Raw genomic sequence first — 13,276 nt, forward strand, 5'->3', positions numbered from 1 at the left:
ATAATCCATGGCAAATCGTCAAAGGCTGTCGGTTATTGCTGCCACTCTTTTAAGGTTTGATCTGTGGGGAGCAGGTAAGCAAGAGCTCCTAAAACCGGCAGACAAGCGATGCCAGTCATAACAGATGTTAATCCAAAAGCGTCAATCAATGAGCCTAAAGCAACGGAACCAATTGCCCCCATTCCAAAAGCGAGCCCAACTGTCAAACCGGACATTGTGCCAATCTTTCCCGGAATGAGCTCTTGTGCATAAACAACTGTTACAGAAAAGCTTGAACTTAATATAAAACCAATTGCAGCGATCAGCGGATATGCCGCAATTGGACCTGCAAACGGCAAAATGAGGGCAAAAGGCGCTGTAGCCAGCAGAGAATAAAGGATAATGGTACGTTTGCCGAACCGGTCTGCCAAAGGTCCCCCTGCAAAGGTTCCAAGTGCACCCATGACAAGAAAGATAAAGATATAAACCTGTGACTGGGCAATACTTAGATCATACTTTTCAATAACATAGAACGTGTAAAAATTTGAAATGGCACTTCCATACCATGAACGTGCAAAAACGAGAAATACGATAACTGCTAAGGCAGAATAAATGGCTCTCGTCAGTTTTACTTCTTTTTTCTTAGTGCCATTTTTCTTTTCTTCTCTTCTAATGTCTGAAAGTTTCAATGTGTACCAGTTTGCTATATAAATAAGAAAAATAACTGCAAGAGCTGCTGCAATAGTAAACCAAATCGCGCCAAACTGCCCGAATGGAACGAGAATAAGCGCTGTAATCAGCGGAGCAGAAGAGGATCCGGTATTTCCTCCAACTTGATAGATTGACTGCGCGAGGCCCCGCCTTTCTCCAGCTGCTAAATATGCCACTCTTGACCCTTCAGGGTGAAAGACCGCAGAACCTAGTCCAATGAAAAAGACACTTAATAAGATCATTGAAAAAGAAGGAGCAAAAGAGAGGCCGACAATTCCGATTAAGCTGCTCGTAAGCCCGATAGGCAGGGCATATGGCATTGGTTTTTTATCTGTATACCAGCCGACAACCGGCTGAAGGACAGAGGAAACCATATTGAGCGTAAAAGCAATCAGGCCAAGCTGTGTAAACGTGAGCCCCATCGAATTTTCAAGAATCGGAAACATCGCAGGGATAACGGATTGAATCGAATCGTTTAATAAATGACATAAACCAATAATGAAAAGGATGTTGTAAATAGTCGGAGACGGTTTTGAAACCGGTTTTTTTAATGAAGCTGCGTTTTCCATTTTATAAGTCCTTTCTCAACTGAATATTTCGATTTACGAAAAATATTTTACCACAAAATGAGAGGTGAGAAATCAAAAAAATCAAATAAAAAATGCTTTTGGAGAAGAAACCCTTGAATGTTCATGTAAAAAGAGTAAAATAGATTTTAAAATTTACCTAAAAAATTAAACATTAGGGGATGTTCGCATGAAAGTGGTGAAGTTTGGAGGAAGTTCATTAGCATCGGGAAATCAGGTTAAAAAGGTATTTGATATCGTTACATCTGACCCTGATCGAAAAGTGGTCGTTGTGTCAGCGCCTGGCAAACGGTATGCAGAAGATCGCAAGGTGACGGATCTTTTAATTGAACTTGGCGAAAGGTCTTTGCGAGGGGATGCAGCACCCGAATATTTGACTGCTGTTATTGCCCGGTATTCAAAAGTGGCAGAAGAGCTGAAATTGCCGACTGAAATCGTTTCCAAAATAGAAAATGATCTTATTAAACTGCTTGATGCAGATAAGACTCGGCAAGCCAGATACATAGACGCTATAAAAGCAAGCGGAGAAGACAGCAATGCAAAGCTGATTGCTGAATATTTTAAAAGCAGAGGCATTCAAGCTTCTTATATAAATCCAAAAGATGCAGGGCTGCTTGTAGAAGAAACTTGCGGAACAGCACAAGTTCTGAAAAAATCGTACGAAAATCTGAAAGCTTTAAGGGAACTTCCCGGCATTCTTATTTTTCCAGGATTCTTTGGATACAACGAAGCAGGCGAAGTTGTGACGTTTTCGCGAAGCGGATCAGATATTACCGGATCCATTCTTGCAAATGGAACAGAAGCAGACCTTTACGAAAATTTCACTGATGTGAATGCGGTTTATTCTGTTAATCCTAATGTGGTTCCAAATCCAAAAGAAATCCGCGAGCTTACTTACCGGGAAATGCGGGAGCTTTCTTATGCAGGATTTTCGGTTTTTCACGATGAAGCGCTGATTCCTGCTTTTGAGGCCGGTATTCCTGTTCATATTAAGAATACGAATAATCCGGAAGCTGCAGGCACCAGAATTGTGAACGAACGAAAAAATACGAATGGACCCGTTATCGGCATCGCCAGCGATGATGATTTCTGCAGTATATATGTAAATAAATATTTAATGAATAAAGAAATTGGATTCGGAAGGAAATTGCTCTCTATTTTAGAGGATTTCGGGTTAACCTATGAGCACAGTCCATCTGGAATTGATGATCTAAGTATTATTTTGAGACAAAAACAAATGAATGCAGAGACTGAAGAGCTTATTCTAGAGAGGATCCGCACAGACCTAAAGCCGGATGAGGTGACAGTGGAACACAATCTGTCTCTCATTATGATGGTGGGGGAAGGCATGCGCCATAATATCGGCACAGCAGCCCGTGCTTCAAAAGCTCTTGCAGAAGCAGGCGTCAATATCGAAATGATTAACCAGGGATCATCAGAAGTCAGCATGATGTTCGGTGTAAAAGAAGCTCAGGAGAAAAAAGCTGTTCAGGCCCTTTATGAGGAATTTTTTGTCGGAGTCTATGCTTAATATTGAAAAGGGAGCACTGCTGAATTAGAAGCAGTGCTTTTTTTATAGACTTGGAGCTGAATGTCTCTGCGGGCTATTTATTACTAGAACTTTTCATATCGAAAATCCTGTATTTATTATCGAAAACTCCCATTTAAAGAATATTCGAGCTAACCCGTCAAATGGTAACATCACTTCTTAACTGACAATTTTTTTCGAACTGAGATATAATGATAGAATATACCGATAATTCAGAAATAAGGAGGGAGCTAAGTTTGATTAAGAAGGTTGCTGTCATTGGATCTGGAACAATGGGACACGGCATTGCCCAAGTATTTGCTGCTGCTCAATGTCCAGTGACCATTTATGATTTAAGAGAAGACCTATTAACAAAAGCTCGGCAAATGATCAATCAGAATCTAGAGGTGATGAAAAAGGAATCTTACATAAACAGCGAGGAACAAAACAAAACCCTTGAAAGGCTCTCATATTCAACGGACCTTGGCGAAGCTGTTTATGACGCTGATCTGATTATTGAAGCGATTCCTGAGGTGCTTGATTTTAAGCTGCAGTTATTCAAATTGCTTGAAACGAGGATACGTTCAACTGCAATCGTCGCATCCAACACTTCCACATTTCCGATTTCAAAGCTTGCTGAAGAGTGCGCTTTTTCTGAGCGCTTGCTCATCACACATTTCTTCAACCCTGCTCATTTAGTCAAACTGGTTGAAGTAGTTAAACATGAGCACACTGTTCCCTGGGCTGCAGAAGAGGTTATCCATCTCTTAAAAGCTGCCGGCAAAAAAGTTGTCCTGCTCAATAAGGACATTCCGGGTTTTATTGCGAACCGTCTGCAGGCTGCAGTAGTCAGGGAAGCTTTTTATCTGCTTGAAGAAAGGATCGCAAATGCAGATGACATTGATAAGGTCATGTCAGAAGGACCCGGCATGAGATGGGCCTTGAACGGACCTCTCCGGATTGCGGACATGGGAGGGCTTGATATTTGGGAAAAAGTAACTGGAAATTTGTTTCCCGAACTTGACTGCAGCACGGTAGCTCCGCGGTTTATTGTGGAAAGCGTCAAGCAGGGGAACCTGGGTTCAAAAACCGGCAAAGGTATTTATGAATATAGCGGCACAGAAGACGGGAGCTTAGACATCCGGGATAAACAGCTGATTCACCTGCTTAAAATGTAAGCGTTTTATAAAAAGGGAGGAGAAAAGGAAAAAGCAAATCTTATTAAAGACGGCAGAATCGATGCAAAAAAACATGATAAAGGATACTATATCGGGGCTGCCATTTTTGATAACGTAACAAAAGAGATGACCATCTCGAAGGATGAAATATTCGCACCGGTATTAAGTATTGTCCGTGTGAAAAACCTGCAGGAAGCCATTGAGCTGACAAATGAATCTGATTTTGCCAATGGCGCCGTTCTTTATACATCAAGCGGGAAAGCAGTACGGGAATTTCGTGAAAAAATTGAAGCAGGCATGCTCGGAGTCAACGTGAATGTCCCTGCACCAATGGCCTTTTTTCCATTTTCAGGCTGGAAAAATTCTTTTTATGGAGACCTTCATGCAAACGGCAAAGATGGCGTTGAATTTTACACGAGGAAAAAAGTGGTTACACAGCGCTGGTTCAATTAACATGACGGCAAAGTGAAAATGTTGTATAGTTAAAAGCTCAGACAGGCAGGCTCAGCTAAACGGGCTTGCCTCTTTCATTGAACGGAGCAGATTACCTTGATTACAACGAAGACCTATATAAAAGAATGGCAGCAGGCCCTTCAAATTGAAATCGGCTATTTAAAGAAATATGGGAGCACGAAATACCGTGTTGCAAATGGACATCTATTATCAACTGGAGATGCCTTTACTTACTATTTTGAAAGCAGCGGTTACCTGAAAATTCCTGTTGGATCCTCAATCAAATTAGAATGGGACGGCGTGAAGCACAAGGGAAGAGTTCTCTCTTCAGAAGGACAAAGCATCATTCTATCCTTTGAAAGATCGTTTGGAGATCTCATCCATGAGGCTTTTCTTTTCCATGACCCGTGGGAACTGCTTGAGGAACTGATTGCAAGGCTTGAGGACATGAAAAAAAGCAAGATTAAGCGGGCCAGAATCAAAAAGCTGATGGATCCCTCGATGCCCCCAAAACATCCGGCAGAGAAAGGGAAAAGCTCAGTCCATGAATTGTTTATAAGGTCCAAATACAATCCGGTCACTTTCGTTTGGGGACCTCCCGGCACGGGGAAAACCTATACGCTTGCAAGAACAGCAGCCAATCACTATTTTAAAGGAAAACGGGTGCTGATTCTGTCACACAGCAACAGTGCTGTGGATGTATTAATGAAGGAAATCGCAGCTTTTATTCACAAAAAGGAGAAATTTAAAGAGGGGGAGCTGCTTCGCTATGGTACTGGGAGCGCAGTCACAGCCTTTCCTGTACCCCTTACAACAAGTGAACTCCTTCTGCAGAAAGACCCTGCATTATCAAAGGACAGACATCAGCTTCTTGATGAAAGAAAGCTCTTAAAAAAGGATTTATCGGATACATTCAGCAAGCGGGATTCCAATCAGCTGCTTGATCTTGAAACCAGAATAAGCAGAGTCCTTGAGAAAATCCGCAAGCAGGAATCTGAATTTGTAAAAGAAGCATTTATAGTTGGAACAACCCTTGCTAAAGCAGCAAGTGATTCAAACATATATGAAGACGAATTTGACGTTGTTGTTGTCGATGAGACAAGTATGGCTTACGTACCGCAGGCAGCGTTTGCTGCATCGCTTGGCCAGCGGGTGATTCTGTGCGGTGACTTTAAACAGCTGCCGCCTATTGCCTCTTCACGTCATGAACTTGTTGAAAAATGGCTGAAAGAAGATATTTTCATCCGCTCAGGAGTTTCAGACATCAAACAAGACTTGCACCCGCAAATGCTTCTATTGAAAGAACAGCGAAGAATGCATCCGGAAATCTCTGCATTCACCAATCAATATGTTTATCAAAATCAAGTAGGCGACCATGAGAGTGTCAAAAAAAGCAGAAATCAGCTAGTAATAAACGCTCCTTTTCCCAACAGAGCATCTATTTTGCTTGATGCAAGTTATACTGGCGAGCATTGTATAAAAGAAAGGACGTCGCATTCCAAGCTTAATTTGTGGCATCTGCTGCTTTCATTTCAAAGCATCCACGAATCCTATCTCTCTGGTGTAAGATCAATCGGATATGTGACACCATATCGGGCACAGGCTTCCCTGATGCAAGAGCTTTTAGGGGATTTATATGAAGAAGAACTATTGAATGCAGATATTCTTGCAGCAACCGTCCATAAATTTCAGGGCAGCGAGCGGGATGTGATGATTTTTGACAGTGTTGACAGTTTTCCGGAGAATCGTGCCGGAATGCTGACTACCGGTAAGGACAGTGCAAGACTTATCAATGTTGCCATTACAAGGACGAAGGGAAAGTTCATACATGTCAGCAATACAGACTTTATCCGTAAAAACGTTTACCGAAGCAAAGCGCTCAGACAGCTAGTGGATCATCAGGAGAAAAATCATCAGTCCGTCACTCATCAGCATATTGGAAAATGGATTTTGCACCATCATCCAAAATTGAAATGGATGCACGCTCCAAAACAGGAACCTCTATTTGAAGACATCCGTTCTGCCAAGCACCGGATCATTCTTTCACTGCCGAAATCTATGAGTCTCGAAAAGGATTTGACCAATGTACTGAAAAAAGCTGGACATGCAATCACTCTTTCGGTCATTTCTGACAGTAAGCCAGTGCTTAAATGTACTTGGATTCAAGAAAATCTGCCTTTTCCATTTGTTATCATTGATGACCAAATATTATGGCTCGGACAGCCATTTGCGGGAGCAAACAGAGTGCAGCCTCCCTATGTAGCAGCGAGGCTGCATTCTGAAAAAACCATTAAGCATTTTCTGACACAGGTCTCCTTTTCATAAAAAGAGGAACATGATTATTTTTCTCGAATAAGTACCCTTTATAAACAAATGAAAAGGGTGGAAGGAGAATGGAATTCAGCTTAAAGATTGCGGATTTTTCTGAAAGGACCATTGTAGAGAACCTGCTGCAATATTACTCTTATGATTTTACTGAATTTAATCACAATAGAGTAAATGATCAAGGCAGATTCAATGATTATCCTTATTTCGAAAACTACTGGACTGAAATAGGCCGGTATCCTTATCTGATCAAAGTTAGGGAAGAGTATGCAGGTTTTGTCATGGTAAGGTACGATGCATCTGGAAATTATTTTTCGATGGCGGAGTTTTTCATCATGAAAAAATTTCGGCAATCGGGGCTCGGTAAAAAAATTGCCCACAATGTTTTTCAGCTGCATAGCGGAAAATGGGAAGTCTTGCAAGTGGAAAAGAATAAACCGGCTCAGAGCTTTTGGAGAAAGGTTATTGGAGAGTTTACAGCAGGGGATTATACAGAGCGTATGGTAAATGGCCGTGTTATTCAAACTTTTTGTTCCAAAGAACAGGAGGGAGCATTATGAAAACATTCAGATCACCTAATAAAATTGTAACTGGTGAAGGATCAATTCAAAATCTTCTTCACCTTATTCAAGAATATCACGCTTCTAAAGTTTTTATTTTTGCCGATCCAATTTTAATCAAATTTGGAGTTCTTTCTCCAATAGAACAGACGCTTGAAGAAAATAAAATCCAATTCGAATGCTATACAGAAATTCAGCCTGAACCGCAAGTTTCTATTGGTGATGGTGCAGTCAAAGCTCTCAGGAACTCAGGAGCTGATCTTGTCATTGGAATAGGCGGAGGAAGCTGTCTTGATATAGCTAAAGCTGCATCCGTTCTTGCAAAAAATGAAGGCACAATTGCGGATTTTTTGAATTTATCAGGATCAAAAAAACTGTCAGAGCGGGGATTGCCTAAAATCATGATCCCGACAACATCAGGCACCGGTGCAGAAATGACGGATATAGCCGTTTTTTCATTAGAAGAAACAAAGGATGTCATTACTCATGACTATTTGCTCGCAGATGCCGTCATCATAGATCCGGAATTAACCTATTCTCTGCCGCCGCGAGTAACTGCTGCAAGCGGGATTGATGCGCTGACACATGCGATTGAATCCTTTTTATCCATCAATGCAACGGTTATTACAGATACTCTTGCTTTAGAAGCAGTAAAAAAAATTGCTTCGAGTATCGGCACTGCAGTCTGGCAGGGCGAAAACCGCGAAGCCCGGAGCAGCATGTCATGGGGAAGCATGCTTGCGGGACTCAGTTTTTTTAATGCGGGTGTCGCCGGTGTACATGCTTTAGCTTATCCTCTCGGCGGCTTGTTTAAAGTATCACATGGAGAGTCAAACGCTGTGCTGCTTCCATATGTTCTTGACTATATTTTGCCGTCCTGCTTACATAAAATGACGATTCTTGCTACTTCGCTGGGTATTGAGAGAAAAGGTAAAAACGATCGTGAGTTCGCGCAGTCAGCCGTTTTAGAAATTAGAAATCTGATGGAAGATGTTGGCCTGCCCCATACTCTTCAAGCATATGGCATTACTGAAGAGGATATTGAAAAATTAGCGGCGGGCGGCATCAAGCAAACAAGACTGCTTGCAAGAAGTCCAAGAGCCTTTCAGCTCCAGGATGTGAAACAAGTCTACTATGCAGCCCTATATGGAACGTTAAAGGCAGAAGGAGTGATGAAGCATGTTCCATACAACAATTGAACCGCGAGTTTCCGAAACAGATGGCGTCGGCCATATCAACAATACAACAGTGCCAGTCTGGTTTGAAGCAGGAAGAAATCAGCTCTTTGCTTTATTCAACCCTGAACGGTCTTTTAAAGACTGGAAAATGATTATTTTAAACATGAATGTCGATTTTATCAGTCAAATTTATTACGGAAAAAAAGTCGAAGTCTATTCCTGGGTGAAAAGAATCGGAAACTCAAGCTTAGAGCTTTATGAGGAAATTCATCAGGACGGGGAATTATGCGCAAAAGGGACAGTTATCTATGTGCATTATAATGTTCATGAAAAACAATCAGAACGAATTCCAGACGCTATTAGACTGGAATTACAGAATCATCTCTATACAAACATGTAAGTTTTCTAAATTAAAGCTTGTTTTTTCTGAAATTTCAAAATACACTAGTAACATACCAACTGGTTAGTATTTTAAATGGATGGAGTGAATGTTATGCATTTGCGTTTAACAGATGAACAGAGAATGGTTCAAAAAACAATCCGTAAATTTGTTGAAAATGAATTAATGCCTCTTGAAAATACCGTACTTAGAAATGAATTAGAAGGAAAGCCAAGTCTCTCTAAAGAAAAAATGCACGAGCTTCAGCAAAAGGCGAAGCAGTCCGGCTTCTGGGGCATTAATACGCCTGAAGAATACGGCGGTGCAGATATTGGCCAGATGATGCTTGCCATTGTACAAATGGAAGTATCCAAAACATTCGTTCCGTTCCGCTTTGGCGGCTCAGCAGACAACATTCTCTATTATGCGAATGAAGAACAAAAGGAAAAGTATTTAATTCCAACAATTAATGGCGACAAAAAATCCTGTTTTGCGATGACAGAACCAGCAGCAGGATCTGATACAAGAAATATTCAGATGACAGCAGTAAAAGACGGCAATGAATGGGTGCTAAATGGTGAAAAAACGTTTATTACAGGCGGAAATGAAGCAGATTTCGTTATGGTTATTGCGATAACAGATAAAGAAAAGCACAGGGCAACAGGCCGTGACGGCGTAACATGTTTCATCGTTGACCGGGATATGGGCTGGACGTCTGAATATATTCATACAATGGGCGAGTGGGGACCGGCCAGCTTATTTTTCGATGGTGTCCGTGTTCCTGAAGAAAACATACTCAGGGAATTGCACGGCGGGTATAAACTTGGGCTCGAATGGATCGGTTTTGCAAGATGGATCGTAGGGGCAACAGCTGTCGGAGCAGCCGAACGCCTGCTGCAGATGGCCATTGATTATTCAAAAGAACGTGAAACATTCGGAAGGCCAATCGCTGACCGTCAAGCCATTCAATGGCAAATTGCAGACTCAGCAACTGAAATTGAGGCTGCCAAATGGCTGGTTCTAAATGCTGCTTTCACGCTTGACCAAGGCGAAGACAACCGTCACTTGGCATCTATGGCCAAATTATACGGCTCTAATATGGGGAATCGAGTTGTCGACCGTGTTCTCCAAATCCATGGCGGAATGGGCTATACAAGAGAACTCCCGATTGAACGCTGGTATCGTGAGGCCCGCCTCTGGAGAATTTATGACGGAACGGATGAAATTCAGCGCTTAATTCTTTCCCGCAATCTTTTAAAAGGAAATGTCAAAATCGGACAATTCATCTAAAAAAGGAGGCGAAACCCATGTTCAAACACTTAATTGGAAGCGCTTCCGAAAAAGTGAAGAACTCAATTGAGCAGGGAACAGTCAGAAAATTTGCTGAAGCGATCGGAGATGAGAACCCTCTTTTTATAGATGAGGCAGCCGGCGCACGTTCAAAATACAAGCGGATTCTGGCACCGCCCACCTTTCCCGTTACCTTAAATTACGGCACAATTGAGGGATTGAAGCTGCCGGCTAAAGGCCTGATACATGGTGAACAGTCTTTTCATTATGAAAAACCCCTGTTAGTCGGCGATACAGTCTTTTGTTCTTCAAGACTTGTTAACTATAAGGAGCGGACGGGGAGAGGAGGAAGTATGGGCATGCTTACAATTGAGAGATTGGGAGAGACAGAAGAAGGAGATTTGATTTTTTCAATGAAACAAGTTGTTATTCTTACAGAAGCAGTCAGGAAGGTGATGAGCGTATGACGATCGCTGACTTTCGGCTGGGAGAGCCCTTAGAGGACATCACACTTCCGCCTGTCACACGGATGGATCTCATTAAATACTCCGGAGCTTCAGGCGACTACAACCCAATTCACACCATTGACGAAGAAGCAGAAAAAGCAGGTCTTCCGGGCATCATTGCACACGGCATGTGGACAATGGGCAGCATGTCCAAACTCTTCTCTCCGTTCTATGAAGAAGGCTATATAGAAGACTATTCCATCCGTTTTAAAGGAATGGTGTTCCTGGGTGATGTGATTACTATGCAGGCGGATCTTTTTGAGATGAATGACGAATTGGCAAAGTTTCATGTAAGGGCTGTGAATCAGGATGGGGGAGAGGTTGTTAAGGGGGATGTCGTGTTTAGAAGGATATAATAAATAAGCCTCTTATCCTATAGGATGAGAGGTCTTCTTTATTAAAACTGGAAACATGTTTTATTTGGAACCATGAGTCTTATCATCAATAATAAATTCAGATATCTGTTTTTTTCCATGCTTCCACTTTTTGAATTTGGCATATTCCTGAAAGTCTTTAAATTCCTCTTTACTTAGTCCATCTTCAATTGCTTTGTTCAATAACTCCCGCCACTCATCATCAATGTTTTCACTAAACTGATTCCTTTCATGCCCTAGGAGATATTCTAAATCTACCTCGAGTGTCATAGCAATTTTACGAAGAAACTGCAGGGAAGGATTTTTTTGAATATTGCGTTCTATATAACTTAAATAAGATTTTGAAACTCCGGCAAGCTCTGAAAGCTCGCTAATTGAATACCCCTTTTCCTGTCTTAACTCCCGTAAGCGATCACCAACCATTTCTTGTCTCCTTAATCAGCCAATTCTGATAAAATAGTAACTTGCTCTTTCATTATAAGGAACATATTGTTCTTTATAAAATATTAAAATTGTACGATTAAGCGAGTATTACTGAGTAATCGGGAGTTAATTGTTCTTTTTAACGAAAAAACAAAGAATTTTGACAGTTTTTACAACTAGGTAAAATAGCATACATTAAGAACAGCTCATATTATCGAAAACAAGATAATTGTCACTATAAGAAGAAAACAAAAATAGAATGATAGAATATATTTGAAAAATTCATAATAATATATAGAACTATCTGCTTGACACGTTCTTTATAAAGAACTAAAATAAAGAACATATTAGGAAATCGAATCTCTGTTTATTTACTATCAATGTTCTTTATGAAGAACTCTCACTTTGAAAGGTGGAACCTATGAAAAATCCTAATTTTCATGATGAACCTCTGATCTCTGGCAAAGAAAAGGAAATCGATCTTAAAGAAATTTTTACAGTTATTAAAAGGCGTTTTTGGATGATTGCGGTGATTACGCTGCTGACCACTATGTTTGCAGGTTTTTACAGTTATTTTTATACAAATCCTTTATATGCAACATCGACTCGTATCATGATTAATACAACTGCAGAAACAATTAACACACTTAACGTCATTATCAAGGATCCAGCTGTTCTTGAGAAAGTAGCAGCAAAACTGGATTTGGACCGTTCGGGTGAAGCTCTAAGCGGTCAAATAAATGTTGAAACAATAGGAAGCTCACAAGTTATCAATATTTCTGTGATAGATTCAGATCCAGTACTTGCAGCTAAAATCGCTAATACCACAGCTAAAATATTTAAAGATGAAATTCCGGAGTTTATCGTCATTGATGGCATGGAGATATTGGCTAAAGCCAAGCCAAACTATTACCCTATCAATGAAAATCATTCCAGATACATTATGATGGGGATTATTGCAGGAATCATCATCGGAGTTGGCCTCGTCTTCTTGCTGGATTCACTGGATGACAGCATCCGCAGCAAAAGAGAGGTAGAAGAGATTTTTGATGCACCAATTCTGGGTGCTGTTTCAAAAATGTCAAAGCGGAATACAACAAAAGGAAATGTAAAAAAGAAACAGCCTTTAAGGAGTGAAACCTTTGGTTCAAAATCCATTTAACACCGTTCCGCCAAGAAAAAAAAGCTTAATTTCTTACTTCAATCCAAACAGCCTGATTTCAGATCAGTATCGGACGATTTTAACAAATCTGCAATTTGCTTCTATTGATCAAAAGTATCGTTCTCTTCTCATTACTTCTCCAGGGTATGGAGAAGGGAAGTCAACCACTGTCACAAATCTTGCGGTTTCATTTGCCCTTCAGGGAGAAAAAGTACTGCTCATTGACGGTGATTTAAGAAAGCCTGCCATACATAATGCTTTTAAACTTGAAAATAACGTTGGACTAACAAATGTTTTAATAGGAAATGCCGTTTTAGGTGAAGCGATTCACCAAACAGAGATTGGAAGGCTGGCTATTTTAACAAGCGGATCGATTCCGCATAATCCTTCCGAAATCATAGCATCTCAGGCAATGAAAGACTTAATGGCCAAACTGCTTGATCAATACGATTTGATTTTGTTTGACTGTCCGCCGGTTCTTGATGTGGTTGATACGAAAATCTTAGCCAATGAATGTGATGGAGTAGTACTGGTCGTTAACAACGGCAAAACAGATAAAGAAGAAGCGTTAGAAGCAAACAAAATCCTGTCAGCTGTAAGAGCAACACTGCTCGGAATTGTGCTCAACGAATACAAATAAAAA

At 40.9% G+C, this 13,276-nt stretch carries 13 protein-coding genes and 1 pseudogene; 12 read left to right on the forward strand and 2 right to left on the reverse strand.

The window, feature by feature from the left end:
- Positions 1-32: 32 nt before the first annotated feature.
- A complete protein-coding gene (locus QFZ72_RS13905) occupies positions 33-1,259 on the reverse strand; it encodes an MFS transporter (protein WP_307434174.1) in 1,227 nt (408 codons plus the stop codon).
- A gap of 187 nt (positions 1,260-1,446) precedes the next feature.
- Between QFZ72_RS13905 and QFZ72_RS13910 the strand changes: the two genes are divergently transcribed.
- The 10 genes and pseudogenes from QFZ72_RS13910 to QFZ72_RS13955 all read left to right on the forward strand — a co-directional run bounded on the left by QFZ72_RS13910 (position 1,447) and on the right by QFZ72_RS13955 (position 11,030).
- A complete protein-coding gene (locus QFZ72_RS13910; RefSeq protein WP_307434177.1) occupies positions 1,447-2,808 on the forward strand; it encodes an aspartate kinase in 1,362 nt (453 codons plus the stop codon).
- 254 nt (positions 2,809-3,062) lie between these two features.
- Complete coding sequence (locus QFZ72_RS13915) at positions 3,063-3,983, forward strand: 3-hydroxyacyl-CoA dehydrogenase family protein (RefSeq protein ID WP_307434179.1); 921 nt, start codon at positions 3,063-3,065, stop codon at positions 3,981-3,983.
- Between the two features lie 6 nt (positions 3,984-3,989).
- A pseudogene (locus QFZ72_RS13920) lies at positions 3,990-4,436 on the forward strand (aldehyde dehydrogenase family protein); the annotation flags it as partial.
- Between the two features lie 96 nt (positions 4,437-4,532).
- Positions 4,533-6,761, forward strand: coding sequence for an AAA domain-containing protein (locus QFZ72_RS13925; protein WP_307434181.1), 2,229 nt, complete (start codon positions 4,533-4,535; stop codon positions 6,759-6,761).
- 68 nt (positions 6,762-6,829) lie between these two features.
- Complete coding sequence (locus tag QFZ72_RS13930) at positions 6,830-7,321, forward strand: GNAT family N-acetyltransferase (protein ID WP_307434183.1); 492 nt, start codon at positions 6,830-6,832, stop codon at positions 7,319-7,321.
- Entirely contained in the window at positions 7,318-8,520 is a 1,203-nt protein-coding gene (locus QFZ72_RS13935; RefSeq protein WP_307434185.1) for an iron-containing alcohol dehydrogenase, read from the forward strand. Before QFZ72_RS13930 ends, QFZ72_RS13935 begins: the two co-directional genes overlap by 4 nt.
- The gene (locus tag QFZ72_RS13940) at positions 8,501-8,899 is read left to right on the forward strand and encodes an acyl-CoA thioesterase (protein ID WP_307434187.1); all 399 of its coding nucleotides are present in this window, start codon (positions 8,501-8,503) and stop codon (positions 8,897-8,899) included. The genes QFZ72_RS13935 and QFZ72_RS13940 overlap by 20 nt, the downstream gene beginning before the upstream one ends.
- Before the next feature lie 93 nt (positions 8,900-8,992).
- Positions 8,993-10,168, forward strand: coding sequence for an acyl-CoA dehydrogenase family protein (locus QFZ72_RS13945; protein ID WP_307434190.1), 1,176 nt, complete (start codon positions 8,993-8,995; stop codon positions 10,166-10,168).
- A gap of 17 nt (positions 10,169-10,185) precedes the next feature.
- Positions 10,186-10,635, forward strand: coding sequence for a MaoC family dehydratase N-terminal domain-containing protein (locus QFZ72_RS13950; RefSeq protein ID WP_307434192.1), 450 nt, complete (start codon positions 10,186-10,188; stop codon positions 10,633-10,635).
- Complete coding sequence (locus QFZ72_RS13955) at positions 10,632-11,030, forward strand: MaoC/PaaZ C-terminal domain-containing protein (RefSeq protein ID WP_307434194.1); 399 nt, start codon at positions 10,632-10,634, stop codon at positions 11,028-11,030. The genes QFZ72_RS13950 and QFZ72_RS13955 overlap by 4 nt, the downstream gene beginning before the upstream one ends.
- 60 nt (positions 11,031-11,090) lie before the next feature.
- Here QFZ72_RS13955 and QFZ72_RS13960 read toward each other — a convergent pair whose 3' ends face one another.
- A complete protein-coding gene (locus QFZ72_RS13960; protein ID WP_307434197.1) occupies positions 11,091-11,471 on the reverse strand; it encodes a helix-turn-helix domain-containing protein in 381 nt (126 codons plus the stop codon).
- A 421-nt stretch (positions 11,472-11,892) separates the two neighbouring features.
- Here QFZ72_RS13960 and QFZ72_RS13965 point away from each other — a divergent pair, with 421 nt between their 5' ends.
- Together QFZ72_RS13965 and QFZ72_RS13970 are read left to right on the forward strand one after the other, a co-directional pair.
- A complete protein-coding gene (locus QFZ72_RS13965) occupies positions 11,893-12,633 on the forward strand; it encodes a YveK family protein (RefSeq protein WP_307434199.1) in 741 nt (246 codons plus the stop codon).
- A complete protein-coding gene (locus QFZ72_RS13970; protein WP_373464543.1) occupies positions 12,605-13,273 on the forward strand; it encodes a CpsD/CapB family tyrosine-protein kinase in 669 nt (222 codons plus the stop codon). Before QFZ72_RS13965 ends, QFZ72_RS13970 begins: the two co-directional genes overlap by 29 nt.
- Positions 13,274-13,276: the final 3 nt, after the last annotated feature.

Source organism: Bacillus sp. V2I10, from assembly GCF_030817055.1.
Taxonomy (GTDB): Bacteria; Bacillota; Bacilli; order Bacillales; family Bacillaceae; genus Bacillus_P.

What these genes read in the sequence shown, in the direction of transcription:
- QFZ72_RS13905 (WP_307434174.1), bottom strand. Translation starts at nt 1,259, where the DNA reads ATGGAAAACGCAGCTTCATTAAAAAAACCGGTTTCAAAACCGTCTCCG.
- QFZ72_RS13910 (WP_307434177.1), top strand. Translation starts at nt 1,447, where the DNA reads ATGAAAGTGGTGAAGTTTGGAGGAAGTTCATTAGCATCGGGAAATCAG.
- QFZ72_RS13930 (WP_307434183.1), top strand. Translation starts at nt 6,830, where the DNA reads ATGGAATTCAGCTTAAAGATTGCGGATTTTTCTGAAAGGACCATTGTA.
- QFZ72_RS13935 (WP_307434185.1), top strand. Translation starts at nt 7,318, where the DNA reads ATGAAAACATTCAGATCACCTAATAAAATTGTAACTGGTGAAGGATCA.
- QFZ72_RS13940 (WP_307434187.1), top strand. Translation starts at nt 8,501, where the DNA reads ATGTTCCATACAACAATTGAACCGCGAGTTTCCGAAACAGATGGCGTC.
- QFZ72_RS13945 (WP_307434190.1), top strand. Translation starts at nt 8,993, where the DNA reads ATGCATTTGCGTTTAACAGATGAACAGAGAATGGTTCAAAAAACAATC.
- QFZ72_RS13950 (WP_307434192.1), top strand. Translation starts at nt 10,186, where the DNA reads ATGTTCAAACACTTAATTGGAAGCGCTTCCGAAAAAGTGAAGAACTCA.
- QFZ72_RS13955 (WP_307434194.1), top strand. Translation starts at nt 10,632, where the DNA reads ATGACGATCGCTGACTTTCGGCTGGGAGAGCCCTTAGAGGACATCACA.
- QFZ72_RS13960 (WP_307434197.1), bottom strand. Translation starts at nt 11,471, where the DNA reads ATGGTTGGTGATCGCTTACGGGAGTTAAGACAGGAAAAGGGGTATTCA.
- QFZ72_RS13965 (WP_307434199.1), top strand. Translation starts at nt 11,893, where the DNA reads ATGAAAAATCCTAATTTTCATGATGAACCTCTGATCTCTGGCAAAGAA.